Here is a 17,863-nt window from a genome sequence, read left to right on the forward strand (position 1 = left end):
CCCGCGGGCGCATCAGGGTGTGTCCCCATCCCGTATCAGGGACAAGTCAGGGTACGGACAGGGGTCGACCCGGTTGGGCCGGGCCGTCCCCTGCCGGAAGGATGGTGTCCATGACCGAGGACCCCCGCATCGAGGAGGCCGGGCCCGCCGCCCCGCCGGAACCGGATCGCCCGCCACTGACCCGGGCCGAGCACCACCGCGTGGTGGCCGGCGTCTGCGGCGGCCTCGGCCGGCACCTGGACATCGACCCGGTGGTCTTCCGGATCGTCACGGTGGTGCTCTGCCTCTCCGGCGGCCTCGGGCTGTTCCTGTACGGCCTGGCCTGGCTGATCGTCCCGACCGACGACGACGCCAAGGGCCGCGGCGGGCGCACCGAGCTCCAGCGGGTGCTCACCGGGCGGGTGGACGGCCAGTCGGTCGGCGCGGTGCTGCTGACCGTGATCGGCACCGGGGTGTTCTTCTCCTCGATGGGCGACGGGGACCAGATGTTCCCGCTGCTGCTGCTCGCCGCCCTGGTCTTCCTGGCGGTGCGCTACGACCCGGAGCGCCGCCGGGGGCGCGGGCGGGGGCGCGAGCGCCGCCACGGCGGCCCGTACGACCGCCACTTCCCCGACGGCGAGGGCACCGGCGGCTCCGGGATCACCGGCGGCACCGGGGCCTACCGCTGGCCGCGGCCGGAGCAGGCCGAGTCGGCCGGGAAGGCCCCCGCCGACGGCCCTGCCCCCGGCGCCGGCGGCTACCTGTGGGACCCGCGCCACCCCGAGCGCAACCCGTACGGCAGCGCCGCCCCGGGCACCCCGACGCCGCCGTACGGCACTCCCACCCCGCCGTACGGCACCCCCACCCCGCCGTTCGGCACCCCGGTGCCGCCGGTCGGCGCCCCGGCCCAGCCCTGGTGGCGGCGCACCGACCTGCCGGAGGGCGACCCGCTGCGCAAGGAGCGCGCGGAGCGCCGTCCCGAACCCGCCGCCGTCCGGCGCCCCCGGGAGCGCTCGGCGCTCGGCTTCTTCGGCTTCCTGCTGGCGGTCGGCGCGGGCACCGCGGTGTGGACCACCTCCGCCGGCCACCACGACCCCACCGTCCGCGGCGCGACGGTGCTGGCCTCCGCGCTGCTGGTGGTGGGCCTGACGCTGCTGGTCGGCGCGAAGTTCGGCCGGGCCCGCCGGCTGGCGGTGACCGGGCTGCTGCTCACCCTGGCGCTGGCCTTCGTCGGCCACTCGCCGGACTCCGTGCGCGACGCGGTCGGCGACCGCGAGTGGACCGTCACCTCGGCGACGGACCTGCACGACCGGTACAACCTGGGCGCCGGGACGATCAGGCTGGACCTCTCCGCGGTCGACCCGGCCGGGGCCACCCTGGCCACCAAGGCCGACCTCGGCACCGGCGACATGACCGTCACCGTGCCGGACGACGTGACGGTGAACCTGGTGGTCCGGGTCGGCCTGGGCAACGTCACCGTGCCCGGTGACCGCAGCGACAGCACCGGGCGGCACACCTACCTGATCGGCCCTGCCAACGGGCAGCCGGCCAAGGGCACCCTCAATCTCGAACTCGGAATCGGGCTCGGCAACATCAAGGTGGTCCAGCAGTGAGGAAGCACCGGCTCGACCTGTTCTCGCTGATCGCGGGCGCGCTGTTCACCGTGATCGCGGTGCTCTACCTGGTCGCGGCGCTCAACGACCAGTCGGTGAACGGGCGGATCGTCATCCCGGTCACCTTCATCGTGCTCGGCGTCGGCGGCCTGGCCGGCGCGGTCGCGGCGGTGGCCCGGCGCGGTCGGCCCGACCGCGAGGAGTGACCCCGCCGACGGCCCCCGCCACGGCCCCCCGGGCCCTCAGATCTGCTGGGGGCCCAGGGTCAGCTGGTCCCCGTCCTTGCGGACGGCGTACCTGGGCAGCGGCTTGACCGCCGGCCCGTTGACCACCGCACCGGTCGCGGCGTCGAAGCGGGAGCCGTGGCAGGGGCAGTACAGCTGGCCGTTCTTCGGCGCGTCCACGGCGCAGCCGGAGTGGGTGCACACCGCGGAGAAGGCGCAGTACTGGCCGGCCTTGGGCTGGACGATGTAGACGGCGTCCCCGGTGGCCGGGTCCTTGACCTGGGCCGAGCCGCCGACCGGCACGCTCGCGGCGGGCACCGTGGGAGCCTGCGCCGGGGCGGCGGAGACCGGGGCGGCCGACTGCTCGGGAGCGGCGGACCGGTCCCGGCCGAACGTGCGGGTCAGCGAGCCGGCCAGCAGCCCGGCCCCGCCGATCGCGACGGCCGCGATCCCGCCGTCCACCAGGGCCCGGCGCCTGACGTGGTCCTCGCCGAGCCCGCGCGCGCGGTCCCGCCCGGCCCGGCGGGCCAGGTAGCCGTCCACCGACAGGTACGGCGTGCCGGCCAGCACCAGCGGGGTCCAGGCCATCAGGTAGGCCAGGTCGTTGCCGAGGTAGTACGGCGCGACGCTCCAGCTCACGGTCAGCCACAGGCTGAGGCTGAGCAGCGCGCCGCCGAGCGCGGCGGCCCGGCCCCAGAGGCCGAGCAGGGTGCCGAGGCCGACCGCCAGCTCGCCGAAGGCGACGGCGAGGGCGAACAGGGTCGGGTGGTCGAGGGCGGGGCCGAGCAGGAAGGAGATCGGGCTGCCGCCCGCCTTGGCCGCCTGGGTCTGCGAGACGAAGGAGGCCGGGTCGCCCGCCCCGGCCAGGAAGTGGGCGTCGGAGAGCTTGTCGAGGGCGGCGTAGACGAACGTGACGCCGAGGAAGAGCCGCAGTGGCAGCAGCGCGTGCCCGGACGCGAGCGCCCGCCACCGCGCCACCCGGTCGGCCCGACCGGCCGCTCCCCCACCGGCCGGCACCGAGTTGCTGGCCTCCGACATCCCTCACACCTTCCCTCGCCGCCTGCCACTCCCTGACAGGTCCGGTCCGCATTCTGCCCGCTCCCGACCGCTTTCGGTGGGACGTCCCTCCCGGAGAGCGGCACCCGCACCGCAAACGGCCGCGCCGTCGCTCCCTCCAGTACGGGAACGACGGCGCGGCCGTTCAGGCACCGGCCTCAGGGCATCCCGCCCCGGCGGCCGGCGGGAGTGCTCACTCCCACTCGATGGTGCCCGGCGGCTTGCTGGTGACGTCGACGACGACGCGGTTCACGTCGCGGACCTCGTTGGTGATCCGGGTGGAGATCTTCGCCAGCACGTCGTACGGCAGGCGCGACCAGTCGGCGGTCATGGCGTCCTCGGACGAGACCGGGCGCAGCACGATCGGGTGGCCGTAGGTGCGGCCGTCGCCCTGCACGCCCACGCTGCGGACGTCGGCGAGCAGCACGACCGGGCACTGCCAGATCTCGCGGTCCAGGCCGGCCGCGGTCAGCTCCTCGCGGGCGATCGCGTCGGCGTCGCGAAGCAGGTCCAGGCGCTCCTTGGTGACCTCGCCGACGATCCGGATGCCCAGGCCCGGGCCCGGGAACGGCTGGCGCTGGACGATCTCCTCCGGCAGGCCCAGCTCCTGGCCGACCATCCGGACCTCGTCCTTGAACAGCTTGCGCAGCGGCTCGACCAGCTGGAACTGGAGGTCCTCGGGCAGGCCGCCGACGTTGTGGTGGGACTTGATGTTGGCGGTGCCGGTGCCGCCGCCGGACTCCACCACGTCCGGGTACAGGGTGCCCTGGACCAGGAAGTCGACCGACTCGCCGTGCTCGCCGGCCTCGGCGATGATCTCGGCCTGGGCCTGCTCGAAGACCCGGATGAACTCACGGCCGATGATCTTGCGCTTCTCCTCGGGGTCGGTGACCCCCTTCAGCGCGTTCAGGAAGCGCTCGGAGGCGTCGACGACCTTCAGCTGGACGCCGGTGGCGGCCACGAAGTCCTTCTCGACCTGCTCGGTCTCACCCTTGCGCATCAGGCCGTGGTCGACGTAGACGCAGGTCAGCCGGTCGCCGATGGCCTTGTTGACCAGGGCGGCCGCGACCGCGGAGTCCACGCCGCCGGACAGGCCGCAGATCGCGCGCTTGTCGCCGACCTGCTCGCGGATCAGGGCGATCTGCTCGTCGACCACGCTGCCGGTGGTCCAGGTCGGGGCGATGCCGGCGCCGCGGTAGAGGAAGTGCTCCAGGATCAGCTGGCCGTGGTCGGAGTGCAGCACCTCGGGGTGGTACTGGACGCCGTACAGCCGGGCCTCGTCGTTCTCGAAGGCCGCGACCGGGACCAGGTCGGTGGAGGCGGTGACCTCGAAGCCCTCCGGGGCGGCGGAGCAGGCGTCGCCGTGCGACATCCACACCGAGTGCTGCGCCGGGACGCCCTCGAAGAGGGTGGAGCCGGAGCGGGAGACGGTCAGCGGGGTGCGGCCGTACTCGCGGGCGCCGTTGTTGTCGACGGTGCCGCCGAGGCTCTTGGCCATCAGCTGGAAGCCGTAGCACATGCCGAAGACCGGGACACCGGCCTCGAAGATCGCGCGGTCGATCTGCGGCGCGCCCTCTTCGTAGACCGACGACGGGCCGCCGGAGAGGATGATCGCCTTGGGGTTCTTGGCGAGCATCTCGGCGACCGGCATGCTGCTCGGCACGATCTCGCTGTAGACCCGCGCCTCACGCACCCGACGGGCGATGAGCTGGGCGTACTGGGCGCCGAAGTCGACCACCAGGACGGGGTCGTTGTCCGGCGCGGACTGGACGGGAATTGCAGAGGACACAGACGGCCTTCCGGCAGCGGTATCGAGGTGTCGCGCGGGCCCGCTTCCCCGGCGGGGGCTGCGGCCGCGGACGGTGTGGGGTGTCTGGACACCGATTCTACCGGGCTGTCCGGTTTCACTCGTCTGCCCGTCCAACGAACCGTGACCGGGCGGGGCCGCGGTTCGTTGCTTCTGACGAACGTACGGCCGCGCCGCGTCCGCCAGACGCGCCGCCCGCCCCCGCGGGGGCACCGCCGTACGGCAGCAGGACCACGCGTGGAGTTCCACCCAGTCCACCGGCGCACGTGGTGCCGCCGCCCGGCCCGCCGGGCGCGCGGCTCCGTGGGACCGTGCGCGGGTGCCGCGGCCGGCCAGCAGGGGACAGCGACCCCGGCCGCGACTGGGCCGAGAGGTGGGACGGCCGGAATCCGGGGACGCCCGGGCCGGCCGTCGCACCCCCGGTCCGATCCGGTGCGCGCCCGGGCGCACGCCCCCCTTCCGCACCGCGCCGCTACGCGCGTCCCCGTGCGCCGCCACCACCCGAGCCACTACGCACCGTGATCATCGATGGCGGTCCCGGCAGGAATTGCTCTGTGCCGAACTGCGCCGAACCGGTTGCAGAGCGAGCCCCTCGTCCAGCACGATGCTCCTTGTAAGCGGTTCTCCCGGCGCCTCACGGCTCGCCGAGGAGGCCCGCCAAGGGCGTTCTCCGCAGCCGCGCCGCAAGGAGGCGGCAGCGGTCGTCAGTTCACGCTCCGTGAGCACGGGACCGGCGCAGACCTGCGCGCCGGCCCACCGCACACGGGCCTGCGCGCCCCGCGCGGCCGGCCACCCACGCCGGAGCCGCACGGCGCACCCCGAAGCCAACCGACACGACGGCGCTCCTCCCCCGGCGCCGTCACCCCAGCACCGGCGCGGCCCTGACGCCGAGTGCTGAACGACAAAGGGCCCCGTTCCCCCGCGGGGCCCTTTGCCCTGTCCGGGCCGCTCGGCTCGGGAGCGCTCCGGCTCAGGAGCGCTCCGGCTCAGGGGTGCTCGCGCCAGACGCTCGGGTCGACCGGCTCCTCGGCCGGGCGCGGCGGCACCGGCGCCCCGTCGGCCGGGGCGGGCGGCGAGGAGGGCGCGGACGGCGCGGACGGCGCCTCGTGCGAGGCGAGCACCTCGCTCACCCCGCTCCCGGCGGCGTACGGCGCGTCCTGCGGACCGGCGGCCTGGGGCGGCACCCCGGCCCCCGGCACCGGGCCGCCCTGCTGCGCCGGGACACCGTACGAAGGCGTCGCGTACGGCACCTCCGGCGGGTACGGCACGGCGCCCCCGCCCGGCGCGAACGGGGACTCGGCGTACGGCACGGCGCCGCCCGGCGCGCCCTCGCCCCGGCCGCGGACGGCCGCCAGCAGCGCCGGCACCAGCAGCACGCCGGCCAGCGCCCAGACCGCGTTGGCCACCAGCACGGTCAGGAACACCAGCCCGACCGAGGACTCCTGGGAGAACTCCATCCGCTTGGCCTCGTCGGCCCAGCCGGTCATGGAGCTGGTCTCCACCAGCACCGCCCCGGAGACCGTCATCAGCAGGGTGAGCGCCCCGGCGTACAGGGCCGCCAGCCGCAACCGGTCGGTGGCGTCCAGGCGCCGCCGGTACGCCGTCCAGCCGAGCACGCCCGCCGCGACGAGCGCCGCGAGGCCGGCCCAGCGCCAGTCGGCGCTGACGTCCCGCAGGTCGAAGAAGGAGAACTCGGTGTCGCTGCCGCGGTCCCGCCACGAGGACTCGCCGTCGCCGGACAGGTTGGTGTGCGACCGCAGGCTCGCCCCCGAGCCGAAGCCGAGCAGGCCGAGGCCCAGGTTGGGCAGGAAGGCCAGCGAGACCCCGGTCAGCGCACCGCTGTCGCTGGTCGCCGCGACCAGCACGAAGGCCGCCACCGAGGACAGCCCCACCGAGATCGCGAGCGCCTGGCCGGCGGTCAGCGCGGCCACCGCCCAGCCGCGCACCGCCCGGCTGCGCCAGGCGGCCCAACGCAGCGCGTCGGTGCCGTACACCAGGAAGGCCAGCAGGGCGGCCGCCACGGCGGTCCAGGCGACCGCCTCCAGCCAGCCGGAGTCCGCGGTGATCAGCGACTGCGCCGACTTCCGGCCGGAGCCGGGGTAGTCCGCCCTGACCCGGCGGCCGTCCGGATTCCAGTCCGTACCGCCGACCAGGCCGAGCACCAGGCTCACCGCCGCGAGGACGGCCGCGGTGCGCACCGCCTCGGCGGCGGCCCGGCCCCGGGTCAGCTGGCCCTCCACCGCCCTGCGCCGGCGCAGCCCGGCCCGCAGGCCGAGCCAGAGCGCCAGGCACCACAGGGCGGTGACGGTCATCGGCAGCACCCGGACGGACTCCGTCCAGCCGGCCGTGCCCCGGCTCGCCGAGCTCTCGAAGCCGATCCGGAACGGCGCGCCGAGCGCGTTCAGGGTCATCGACAGCATCGCGAGGAAGCGCTCGCCGAAGCCGGGGGCCTCGAACCGGTACTGGTACTGGTAGTCGCTCGGGATCGCCGCGACCAGCGCCACGGCCAGCAGGACGAGGGTCGGTGCGACGGCCGCCCTGGCCGCCGGGCGCCAGTCCGCGGCGGTCAGCAGGCGCTGGAACCCGGGCTGCCGGTCGTACTGCTGCCCGGCTCCCCAGCTGGCCAGCGCGGGCGGCGCCACGGCCGGCGCGTACCCCGGCCGCGGCCCGTACCCGGGCGGCGGGACGGGCGGAGCCGCACCCGGCGGGGGCGGCGGGACGGGCGGAGCGGCGGCCGGCGGGGGCGGCGGCGCGAACGGCCGACCGCACGACCCGCAGGTGGAGGCCCCCTCCTCCGAAGTCGCCCCGCACGACGTGCAGTCGGCCATGGCCCGCATTCCCCCCGCTCGACGAGTCCCTGGGCGCCCCAGGGAGCCCGTTTATCCCATCGGACCCGAACGGATGTCAACCGGGAAAGGGGACAGGCCGGTTGGGCCTCCGGAGCGGGTCAGCCGCGCTTCTTCGGGACCTCCGGGACGGGCAGCAGCGGCAGTCGCAGCGCGCCGAACGCGCCCTCGGGCACGGCCGGCCGCGCCGGGGCCACCGCGGCGACCCGCCGGTACTCCTCGCCCTGGGCCGGGCGCTGGTCCGCCTCGCCCTTGTTCGGCCACATCGACATGGCGCGCTCGGCCTGGGCGGTGATGGTGAGCGAGGGGTTGACGCCCAGGTTGGCGGAGACGGCCGAGCCGTCCACCACGCTGATCCCGGGGTAGCCGTACAGCCGGTGGTACGGGTCCACCACGCCGGTCTCGGGGGCGTCGCCGATCGGGCAGCCGCCCAGGAAGTGCGCCGTCATCGGGATGTCGAAGATCTCGCCGACGGTGCTGCCCGGGAAGCCGTTGATCTCGTCGGCCAGCGCCTGGGCGCCCTTCTCGGCGGCCGGGATCCAGGTCGGGTTGGGCTCGCCGTGGCCCTGGGAGGAGGTGAGCCGGGCCCTGCCGAGCGGCCCCTTCCTCAGCGAGACGGTGATCGAGTTGTCCAGCGACTGCATCACCAGGCCGATGATCGTCTTCTCGGACCAGCGGCGCTGGTTCATCGAGCGGGCGAAGGTCACCGGGTGGAGCGCCGAGTTGGCCAGGTAGCGCAGCCAGCGCGGGACCGCCCCGCCGCCCCGGACCTGGGCGATGGACAGCGCGCCCATCGCGTTGGAGCCCTTGCCGTAGCGGACCGGCTCGATGTGGGTGTTGGCGTCCGGGTGGATCGAGGAGGTGATCGCCACGCCCTTGGTGAAGTCCGCCCTGGTGCCGTAACGCCGGTCGGTGGTCTGCGCGCCCACCAGCGCCTCGGAGTTGGTGCGGGTCAGCTCGCCCAGCCGCTGCGAGATCCGGGGCAGGTGGCCGCCGTCGCGCATCCGGTGCAGCAGCGACTGGGTGCCGTAGGTGCCGGCCGCCACGACCACCCGGGCCGCGGTGATCGTCCGCGCGCCCGCCTTCACCCGGTCCGTCCTCGACCGGGAGTCGGTGCGGCGCACGTCCACCGCGTAGCCGTCGCCGTACTCGCGGATCCGGGCCACCGTGGTCAGCGGGTGGATCTCCGCGCCGCCCCGCTCCGCCAGGTGGAGGTAGTTCTCGGTGAGCATGTTCTTGGCGCCGTGCCGGCAGCCGGTCATGCACTCGCCGCACTCCACGCAGGCCTTGCGGGCCGGGCCGGCGCCGCCGAAGTACGGGTCGGCCACCTCGCCGCCGGGGGCCGCCTTGGCGCTGCCGTCGGTGTCCCCGCCGTCGCCGAAGAAGACCCCGACCGGCGCCATGTGGAAGGTGTCACCGACGCCCATCCGCTCGGCGGCCGCCTTGAGGTGGACGTCGGAGGGGGTGAGGGTCGGGTTGAGCCGGACCCCGAGCATCCGCTGCGCCTGGTCGTAGAACGGCGCCAGCTCCTGCTGCCAGTCGGTGATGTGGCGCCACTGGCGGTCCTCGAAGAAGGCCTTCGGCGGCACGTACAGGGTGTTGGCGTAGTTCAATGAGCCGCCGCCGACCCCGGCGCCGGCCAGGATCAGCACGTTGGCCAGCAGGTGGATGCGCTGGATGCCGTACAGCCCGAGCTGCGGCGCCCACAGGTAGTTCGGCAGGTCCCAGGAGTTCCGGGGCAGTTCGTCCCGGTCGAAGCGCCGCCCGGCCTCCAGGACGGCGACCCGGTAGCCCTTCTCGGTCAGCCGCAGGGCCGCGACCGAACCGCCGAAGCCGGAGCCGACCACCACCACGTCGTAGTCGAACTCCGCCGCACCGCCGGACTGCACCATCTGCCACCGCTCCTTCGCCGGGTGAACCTGCCTGTGGGTACCGCGCACCGGGCCCCGGCGGACGCGCGGGGCCCGCGTGCCTCCGGGGCCTGCCTCCGTCCGCGGCCACGGACCTTCGGGGCCTACTTGAAGCGCAGCGCCTTGAGCGCCCGCAGCCCGCCGGTCATCACGGCGGCGAACTGCCTGTCGTCCAGCCCGAACGAGGGCGCGATCGGCATCAGCCGCTGGGTCGCGATGGTCTGCGCCTCGGTGAAGCGCAGGATGCCCTCCGCGCCGTGCCGGCGGCCGAGCCCGGAGTCGCCCATGCCGCCCATCGGCGAGCCGACCGAGCCGTACGCGGCGGCGTACGCCTCGTTGACGTTGACCGTGCCGGTGCGCAGCCGGGCCGCGACCGCCCGGCCGCGCCGCTGGTCCCTGGTCCAGACGCTGGAGTTCAGGCCGTACGGCGTGGAGTTGGCGGCGGCCACCGCCTCCTCGTCGGTGTCGAAGCGGTAGAGGGAGACGACCGGGCCGAAGGTCTCCTCGGCGCAGACCGCCATGTCCGGGGTGACGCCGTCGAGGATGGTCGGCTCGAAGAAGAACGGGCCGAGGTCCGGCCGGGCGCGCCCGCCGGCCACCACGGTGGCGCCCGCCTTGACCGCCTCGTCCACGTGCCGGGTGGTGGTCTCCAGCTGGCGGGCGGAGACCAGCGAGCCCATGTCCGCGCCGTACGCGAGACCGCCGCCGAGGCGCAGCGCCCGGGTGCGGGCGGCGAAGCGCTCCAGGAACTCGTCGGCCACCGAGCGGTGCACCAGCAGCCGCTCGATCGAGATGCACAGCTGCCCGGCGGAGGAGAAGCAGGCCCGTACGGCGCCCGCGGCGGCCGCGTCGAGGTCGGCGTCGGCGAGCACCAGCATGGCGTTCTTGCCGCCGAGTTCGAGCGAGGCGCCGACCAGTCGGGCGGCGGCGCGCTGGGCGACGTCGCGGCCGGTGCGGGTGGAGCCGGTGAACGAGACGTAGTCGGCGTGCTCCACCACGGCGGGGCCGATCACCGGGCCGTCGCCGATCACGATCTGCCACAGGTCGGCCGGGAGCCCGGCCTCGACCAGCAGCTCGCGGGCCCACAGCGCGGTCAGCGCGGTCTGGGTGTCGGGCTTGTTGACCACCGCGTTGCCGGCCACGAAGGCGGGCAGGGCGTCGCCGACGGACAGCTCCAGCGGGTAGTTCCACGGCGAGATGTGGCCGACCACGCCCTTGGGGCGGCGGGCCTCGACGGCGCGGGTGAGCACCGGCAGCGCGCCGCCGTGCCGCTTGTCCCTGAGGTACGCGTGCGCGGCCCGCCCGTAGTGCCGGGCGGCCATGGCGACGGCCAGCACCTCCTCGAAGGCGTGCAGCCGGGCCTTGCCGGTCTCCGCCTGGACGAGGTCCAGCACCTCGTCCTGCCGCCTGAGCAGCAGGTCGTGGAAGCGCAGCAGGACGGAGGCCCGGCGGCGCACCGGCAGCGCGGCCCAGGCCGCCTGGGCGCGGCGGGCCAGCTGGAAGGCGACCTCGACGTCGGCCGGGGTGGACTGCGGCAGACTGGCCAGCCGTTCGCCGGTCAGCGGGGCGGCGGTCTCCACCAGGTCGGGCTCGCCGGTGGCGGTGACGCCGGCGGCCAGCCTGGCGACCAGGGACGGCGGGACGGCCGCGGCGACCGTCCGGCCCCCGCCGGGGGCCGCCGGATTGCCGGTGCCGGGGTGTTCGGTGGCCACTGCATCTGCTGTGAGGTCCGACATACGGCGCAGCCTAGGCGCTCGGCGGCCGGTCCGGTACCCGTCGGTAACAAGAATCTGCCGCAGTCGGGCGAAAGCGGGCGCTCCGCCCGCCCCGGTCAGCGGGTCGGGGTGAAGTTGTTGAGCACCGCGTAGAAGCGCTGCTCGGCCTCGTTCCACTCGTTGCCCTTCTCCGGGCTGGACGAGTAGATCGCGTAGCTGGTGCCGTCCTGGCTGATGAACTCGGTCTCGATCGCGCGCCGGCGGCCGCCCTCCTTGGCCAGGTAGCTGAACTCCCAGACCGCCGCCTCCTGGCCCTTCACCGCCGTGCCGGCCATCCGGTGCTGCTTGTAGTCCTTGAGCGACTTGGAGACGTTGCCCTCCATCTGCCGCATGTGGTCCAGCGGCTTGACCGACTGGCCGACGGTGACGGCGAACTGGAGGTAGTGCACCTTGCCGTCGGGGCTGTAGAAGATCTGGTTGTCCCCCGCGCTGATCCGCTGCCAGGACGGGGTCCCGTTCGGCAGCGGGAAGCGGAAGCCGGCCGGGTCGTCGACCCAGTGGTAGCCGCTGGGCGGCGCCACCGCCGGGGTGGCGTCGCTGGTGGGCTCGGGGCCGGTGGACTCGGCGGCCGTCGGCGTCGGGTCCACCGGGCCGTCGCCGCCGACCATGTGCCGGGTGACGAGGAAGGTGCCGGCGGCGGCCAGCAGGCCGACGGCCACCGCGATGCCGACGATCTTCAGCAGGTTGCGGCGCTTGGCCGGACCGCGCGCGGGCGTGACGGAGTGCGGCACCGGCGCGACGGGCCCGGTGTACGCCATCGCCGCGGCCTGCGCGCCCCCGGCGGTGTCCGGTCCGACGGGGACGACGGGGACGGCGGGCGCGGCGGTTTTCGGCTCGGTCGGCTCCTCGGAGCCCTCGACCGGCTCCGCCGCGGACGCCCGGCCCTCACTGCGGTCCACCACCGGCACCGACTGGGTGGGCGTGCGCACCGACGCGACCGACTTCAGGCCCATCGTGTGCCCGGCCTGCACCTCGGCCAGCATCCGGGCCGCCTCGTCCGCGGTGGGCCGCTCGGCCGGGTCCTTGGCCATCAGCGCGGCCAGCACCGGCCCCAGCGGCCCGGCCCGCCGCGACTCCGGCAGCGGCTCGTCGACCACCGCGGCGAGCGTGGTGATCGGCGAGTCCCGCCGGAACGGCGACTGGCCCTCGACCGCCGCGTACAGCGTCGCCCCGAGGCCCCACAGGTCGGAGGCCGGCCCGGGCCGCTCGCCCTGGGCTCGCTCCGGCGCCAGGTAGTCCGGCGAGCCGACCAGGTCGCCGGGCCGGGTCAGCTCGGTCGAGCCCTCGTACTTCGCGATGCCGAAGTCCAGCAGCACCACCCGCCCGGTACCGCGCTCCAGCAGCACGTTGGCCGGCTTCACGTCCCGGTGCAGCACGCCCAGCTGGTGGCCGCGGTGCAGCGCGGCCAGCACCTGGCTGCCGACCTCGGCGGCGGCGCGCGGCTGCAGGGTGCCGTCCTGGCTGATCACGTCGGCCAGCGAGCGGCCGTCGACCAGCTCCATCACGATCCAGGGCCGGCCGTCCTGCTCCAGCACGTCGTGCACGGTGATCACGCCGGGGTGCTTGATCCGCGCGGCCGCGCTGGCCTCGCGCTTCATCCGGGCGTGCAGGATCTGGAGGTCCTCCTCGGGCAGGTGGTTGACGGTCAGCTCCTTGACCGCGACCTCGCGGTCGAGCATCCGGTCCCAGGCCCGCCAGACAGTGCCCATGCCGCCGCGGCCGAGCCGCTCGCCGAGCTCGTACCGCCCGGCCAGCAACCGCTCCGCCTCGGCCGACTCCGGCCGGTCCTGCACGCCCATCTGCGCCCGCTCCCCCACACATTCCGCCTGCCGTCACCGCGACGGAGGGCCTGGTGCAGACCACTGTTCGAACAAATCCCACGCACACATTAGGCGCACCCTGCCTCCCCGGGTAATCTCGCCCGCTCCCCGGACCGGCAGGCCGGAACCCCGGCGGGCCGTCAGCCTGCGAACAGGACCACCGCGGCGATTCCCAGCGCGAGCAGCACGAACACTCCAGCCACCAACAGCGGGCCCAACAGGGCGGGGGGTATCCGGGGCGGCTTCGCCCCGTTCCCCGCCCCGGAGTCCCCGCCGCTCCCGCCCTTCCGGGCACTCCTCCCGGCCCTCCCGCCGCGCGGGCGCGGCACCAACGGCGCCTCCGGCTTCAGCACCGGGACCCCCGCCGCCCGCTCCTCGTCGACCGGCTCCGGCGCCCCCGCCAGCAGCGCCGCCAGCTCGCCGCGGACCGCCTCCGCCGTCGGCCGCAGCACCGGGTCGGGCCGCAACAGCCGCTCCACCAGCGGCGCGAGCGGCCCGCACACCACCGCGGGTTCGCGCCGCCCGTCCCGTACGGCCGTCACCAGCTCCGGCACGTCCCGCTCCGGGTACGGCGCACGGCCGGTGACCAACCGCTGCAGCAGCACCCCGAGCGCCCAGCAGTCGCCCGCCGGGCCGCCGTCCAAGGGCCAGCGCTCCGCCACCGGCCCGACCAGGGTGGCCCGCACCTCGTACCGGCGCCGCCCGCCCGGCCCGCCGAGCTCCTCGGCCAGCGCCTCCTCCGCCACCCCGGCGAGCAGCCCGCCGAGCATCGCCGCACCGTCCTCGCAGACCAGCACCGACTCCGCGGTCAGGGCGCCGTGGGTCAGCCCGGCCGCGTGCAGCGCCCGCAGCGCGCCGGCCAGGTCCGCCGCCAGCTCGGCCGCCCGGTACGGCGGCAGCGGCCCCTCGGCGAGCAGCTCGGCCACCGTCCGCCCGGCCGGCCGCTCCTCCACCGTCCACAACAGCTCGCCCTCGACGAACGCGCCGACCCCGCGCAGCAGCCTCGGGTGCGCGACCGGCGCGGCCGAACCGACCGCCGCCACCCTCCGCACCAACCGGTCCGCCTGCGCCGCGGCGGCCTCCTCCGGGTCCTGACCCGACGACAGCACCCCCGGCAGCTCCAGGGCGCTCAGCAGCACCGATTCGCCGGTCCGCTCGTCCACCGCGTGGGCGCGCAGCGGTCCAGGACGGTCCGTCAGCCGGTACCGCCCCGCCAGCAACTGCCCGGGGGCGCCTCGCATGCCAGTTCCTCTCGCTCTCCGAGCAGCCTACTGAGCGGCTCCCTTAGGCTCGATCCCATGGACTGGACCGATCTGATCGACACCGCCTTCGAGGCGTCCGGAAACAGCGGCAAGGCCAACCAGGCCGAGGCCCTCCGCACCGTCGAGGGAACCATCATCGACGGTGAGAAGCCGGTCGCCTCGACCGCCGGGCGCCACCCCGACCACTTCCGCAAGGGCATGCTCGTACTGACCACCCATCGGCTGCTCTTCCTGAAGGACGGGAAGCCTCCGGTACCGGTTCCGCTCGCCGCCGTCACCGACGTCACCGTGACCCGCACCAAGCTCAACGGCGAAGTGCTCCTGGTGGTGGCGCTCACCGGCTCGCACCGCTTCGAGGACGTGGTCAAGGCCGACTTCTTCGCCGAACAGCTCCGGACCGCCGCCCGCACCGCCCGCAACGCCCCGAAGGCCGTACCCGCCGCCCCGGCCGAGGCCGCCACCGGCGACCAGCTCATCGGCCAGCTCGAACGGCTGGCCGCCCTGCGCGCCTCCGGCGCCCTCACCGAAGACGAGTTCACCCGCGCCAAGCAACGCCTGATCGGTTAGGGCGCCGGCTGGAAACTGTTGAAGACGACGTCCCGGACGGGGGCCTGGGCGGCCCACTCGGCGTCCGGGACGATCCAGTAGATCGAGTACCCGTACTTGGCCGGAGTCCCGGTCACGAAGCCGCGGTTGAGCGAGTGCATCCTGGGCGTGCCGTTGGTCCACTCCCAGTCCGCCGCGTTGCTCCACTGCCGGTAGGTGATCGCCGCCAGGTTCAGCCGCTGGTAGTTGCTGACCTGACCGCGGACGTTCGGCTCCGACTCCTGCCAGTCCGCGACCGCGCTCGCCCCGGGCGACGTGGTCCACTCGATCCGCAGCTGGCTGCCGTCGGCCGCGTTCTTGAAGATCCGCCGGTTGGCGTCCGACCCGGCCGGCTGCAGGCCGTCCGGGAGCAGGACCGAGAAGCCGCTCGGGTCCTTGTACTCGTGGTAGCCGGCCGGCACGGCGGCCGGCGCGGGCGGCGCCGGGGTCTGCACGGGAGCCGGAGTCTGCACCGGCGCCGGGGTCTGCACGGGAGCCGCGGGCGCACCGGCGGACTGCACCGGCGCGTCCGGCACCGCCGCCGGGTCACCGGTCGGCTGGGCGGGCGCCGGCGCCGGCGGCGCCGCCGCACTCGGGCTCGACACCGGCTCCGGCTGCGTACTGGCCGTCACCGGCCCGGTGGCACCCGCGCTCCGGGTGGCCCCGCCGCCCGGACCGCCGTCCCCGCCGACCGCCTGGACCACCGCCACCACGCCCGCGATCAGCAGCAGCACCACGATCACGGTGGCGATGGCCAGCCGCCGCCGGCCGGTGCGCGGATCGGCCCCGGCCGCCTGGGTCGCGCCCATCGTCCACTCGCTGGTGACCGGCCGGATCGACTCCGCCTCCGGCTCCCCCGACGGCTTCCCGGCCGGCTCCCCGCCCTGGGCCCGACTACCGACCCGGACCGTCCCCAGCAGCCCGCCCACGGCCCGCTTGCGGCCGTCCTCGGCCTGCTCCGGCTCCACCGCCGCCGCCTTCGCCGGCTCGGCCTCCGGCTCCGCCGCGGCCGCCTTCTTCACCGGCACCGCGTGCTCGGTGGTCGACTCGGCCCGGGCGGTCGACTCCGCGACCACCCGCTTGAGCATCGACCGGGTCTGCGAGGCGTCCAGCCGCTCGGCCGGGTCCTTCGCCAGCAGCCCCTCGATCACCGGCAGCAGCGGCCCGGCGTTCACCGGCGCGACCAGGTCCTCGGTCATCACCGCGGTCAGCGTGGCCAACGCCGAGCCCCGGTCGTACGGCGGCCGGCCCTCGACCATGGCGTACAGCGTGCCGCCCAGCGACCACAGGTCGGCCGGCGGCCCGGGCTTCTGCCCGCGGGCCCGCTCCGGCGAGATGTACGAGGGGGCGCCGACCAGCATCCCGGTCGAGGTGACCGAGGCGTCGCCCTCCACGCTGGCGATGCCGAAGTCGGTGAGCACCACCCGGCCGTCCTCGCCGATCAGCACGTTGGACGGCTTGACGTCCCGGTGCAGGATCCCCAGCGCGTGCGCCGCGCTGAGCACGCCCAGCACGTCCAGCGCGATCTCCGCCGCCCGGGCGGGCTCCAGCGGCCCGTCCTCCCGCACCACGTCGGCCAGCGAGCGGGACTCGACCAGCTCCATCACGATCCACGGCCGGTCGTCCTCGTCGACCACGTCGAAGACCGTCACCGCCGAGTTGTGCCGGATCCGCGCGGTGGCCTTGGCCTCGCGCAGCGTCCGGGTGATCAGCCGGTGCTTCTCCTCCTCGTCGACGCTGGCGTTCATCCGCAGTTCCTTGACCGCGACGGTCCGGCCCAGCATCTCGTCCTCGGCGCGCCAGACCGTGCCCATGCCGCCGCGCCCGAGCACGCCGTTCAGGCGGTAGCGGCCGGCCAGGAGGCGGCCGGTGGAACCCTGCGCCTGGGTCATTCGGAACGTTCCCCCATGTGCTGCCGGCGGTCGTGGTGACGGCGCGTCGGCCCGACCTGGGTCCCGAACGCCCAAGCCTCCATCATCCCCTGTCCCGAGGGCCCTCGACCACCCGGCCCCCGCCCCAACCTGGGACGGACCTGAACGGATGCGGCGCTCCGTGCCCGATCTGTGATCGAAAACTCGCCAAGATCTGTCCGGGTCACTGCTACCGTTCGGCAGCTCATCGTCTTTCCGGGGGGATTCGACGCCCATGACCGCACCGATACCGGGCACTGACGGCCCGTCGCCCCGGCCGCGCACCGCCCAGCACTACTCGGTCGCACCTCCCCCGGCCGCCCCTGAGGGCTACGTCGCCCCCGGCATGCCCGGCGCGGTCACCGGCTTCGACCCCACCGAACCCGAGCCCCGGCCCGCCCCCCGCCACCGCACCGCCCTGGCCGTCACCCTGGCCCTGCTCGCCATGCTCCTCAGCGGCCTCGCCTACGGCAGCGCCCCCCTGCGCGCCGCCGACAGCCTCGGCTGGCTGGCCATCGCCCCCGCCGGCCTGGTCGCCCTCCCCCTGGGCCGCCTGGGCGGCCCCGGCCGCCTCCTCCCCCCACTCGGCGCCCTCCTCGCCGCCGGCGCCCTCCTCCTCGGCCAACTGATCGAACACCTCCGCCGCCTCCACACCGAAGGCCCCACCCCCCACGGCCTCCTCCACGAAACCCTCACCACCTGGCGCGCCGACCTACGCCCCCTCGACGCCGCCTTCTACGCCATCGCCCTCATCGGCGGCTTCCTCCTCACCCGCCGCACCGCCACCCGCACCTGACCCACCCACACACACCTCCACACCCCCACCCCCCAACACCCCAGCGGACACGCAGGCCGAAAGCCCGCGCGCCCGCAACACCCAACACCCAACACCCCCCAGCCCCCGCCCCCAGCAGGCATCCCCCACCTCCCCACCCCCCAGCAGGCATCCCCTACCTCCCCCACCCACCCACCCCCTCCCCACCCCAGCGAGAGGGACGCGCTGCGGAAGGGGGCGGCGCAGGGGGTGGGTGCGGAGAGGGGCGTGACGGGTGATTTTCAGACTGCCAACGCTCCCC

12 protein-coding genes are annotated in these 17,863 nt (G+C 75.1%); 4 read left to right on the top strand and 8 right to left on the bottom strand.

Translation table 11 applies throughout. From position 1 onward, the window contains the following. The first annotated feature begins 110 nt into the window (after positions 1 to 110). The gene (locus ACIQI7_RS33130; protein WP_401117264.1) at positions 111 to 1,592 is read left to right on the top strand and encodes a PspC domain-containing protein; all 1,482 of its coding nucleotides are present in this window, start codon (positions 111 to 113) and stop codon (positions 1,590 to 1,592) included. Beyond that, positions 1,589 to 1,798 (top strand): hypothetical protein, encoded by a 210-nt coding sequence (locus tag ACIQI7_RS33135; RefSeq protein WP_049661234.1) that lies wholly within the window; start codon positions 1,589 to 1,591, stop codon positions 1,796 to 1,798. The genes ACIQI7_RS33130 and ACIQI7_RS33135 overlap by 4 nt, the downstream gene beginning before the upstream one ends. A 36-nt stretch (positions 1,799 to 1,834) precedes the next feature. On the opposite strand, the gene ACIQI7_RS33140 is transcribed toward ACIQI7_RS33135, so the two are convergent. From ACIQI7_RS33140 to ACIQI7_RS33170, 7 genes are all read right to left on the bottom strand, one after another. Continuing rightward, entirely contained in the window at positions 1,835 to 2,854 is a 1,020-nt protein-coding gene (locus ACIQI7_RS33140; RefSeq protein WP_401117266.1) for a ubiquinol-cytochrome c reductase iron-sulfur subunit, read from the bottom strand. 211 nt (positions 2,855 to 3,065) lie between these two features. Further along, positions 3,066 to 4,661: a glutamine-hydrolyzing GMP synthase gene (gene guaA / locus ACIQI7_RS33145; protein WP_401117268.1), complete on the bottom strand. Its 1,596-nt coding sequence runs from the start codon at positions 4,659 to 4,661 to the stop codon at positions 3,066 to 3,068. Positions 4,662 to 5,665: 1,004 nt separating this feature from the next. Next, positions 5,666 to 7,321 (bottom strand): hypothetical protein, encoded by a 1,656-nt coding sequence (locus ACIQI7_RS33150; RefSeq protein ID WP_401117270.1) that lies wholly within the window; start codon positions 7,319 to 7,321, stop codon positions 5,666 to 5,668. A gap of 305 nt (positions 7,322 to 7,626) precedes the next feature. Next, positions 7,627 to 9,417, bottom strand: coding sequence for a GMC oxidoreductase (locus tag ACIQI7_RS33155; protein ID WP_401117272.1), 1,791 nt, complete (start codon positions 9,415 to 9,417; stop codon positions 7,627 to 7,629). Between the two features lie 122 nt (positions 9,418 to 9,539). Continuing rightward, complete coding sequence (locus ACIQI7_RS33160; RefSeq protein WP_401117274.1) at positions 9,540 to 11,171, bottom strand: succinic semialdehyde dehydrogenase; 1,632 nt, start codon at positions 11,169 to 11,171, stop codon at positions 9,540 to 9,542. A gap of 95 nt (positions 11,172 to 11,266) precedes the next feature. Continuing rightward, positions 11,267 to 13,009, bottom strand: a complete 1,743-nt coding sequence (locus tag ACIQI7_RS33165) for a serine/threonine-protein kinase (protein WP_401117277.1) — start codon at positions 13,007 to 13,009, stop codon at positions 11,267 to 11,269. A 161-nt stretch (positions 13,010 to 13,170) separates the two neighbouring features. Beyond that, positions 13,171 to 14,271 carry a protein kinase gene (locus ACIQI7_RS33170; protein ID WP_401117279.1) on the bottom strand — a complete coding sequence of 367 codons (1,101 nt, stop codon included), beginning with the start codon at positions 14,269 to 14,271 and terminating at the stop codon, positions 13,171 to 13,173. 57 nt (positions 14,272 to 14,328) lie between these two features. Between ACIQI7_RS33170 and ACIQI7_RS33175 the strand changes: the two genes are divergently transcribed. Beyond that, positions 14,329 to 14,859: an SHOCT domain-containing protein gene (locus ACIQI7_RS33175; protein WP_401117281.1), complete on the top strand. Its 531-nt coding sequence runs from the start codon at positions 14,329 to 14,331 to the stop codon at positions 14,857 to 14,859. Here ACIQI7_RS33175 and ACIQI7_RS33180 read toward each other — a convergent pair. Next, positions 14,856 to 16,769 (bottom strand): serine/threonine-protein kinase, encoded by a 1,914-nt coding sequence (locus ACIQI7_RS33180; RefSeq protein WP_401117283.1) that lies wholly within the window; start codon positions 16,767 to 16,769, stop codon positions 14,856 to 14,858. The two genes, ACIQI7_RS33175 and ACIQI7_RS33180, sit on opposite strands and share 4 nt — an antisense overlap. 253 nt (positions 16,770 to 17,022) lie before the next feature. Between ACIQI7_RS33180 and ACIQI7_RS33185 the strand changes: the two genes are divergently transcribed. Beyond that, a complete protein-coding gene (locus tag ACIQI7_RS33185) occupies positions 17,023 to 17,583 on the top strand; it encodes a hypothetical protein (protein ID WP_401117285.1) in 561 nt (186 codons plus the stop codon). Positions 17,584 to 17,863: the final 280 nt, after the last annotated feature.

Origin of the sequence: Kitasatospora sp. NPDC092039 (assembly GCF_044756065.1) — a bacterium.
In the GTDB taxonomy this organism is placed as follows: Bacteria; Actinomycetota; Actinomycetes; order Streptomycetales; family Streptomycetaceae; genus Kitasatospora.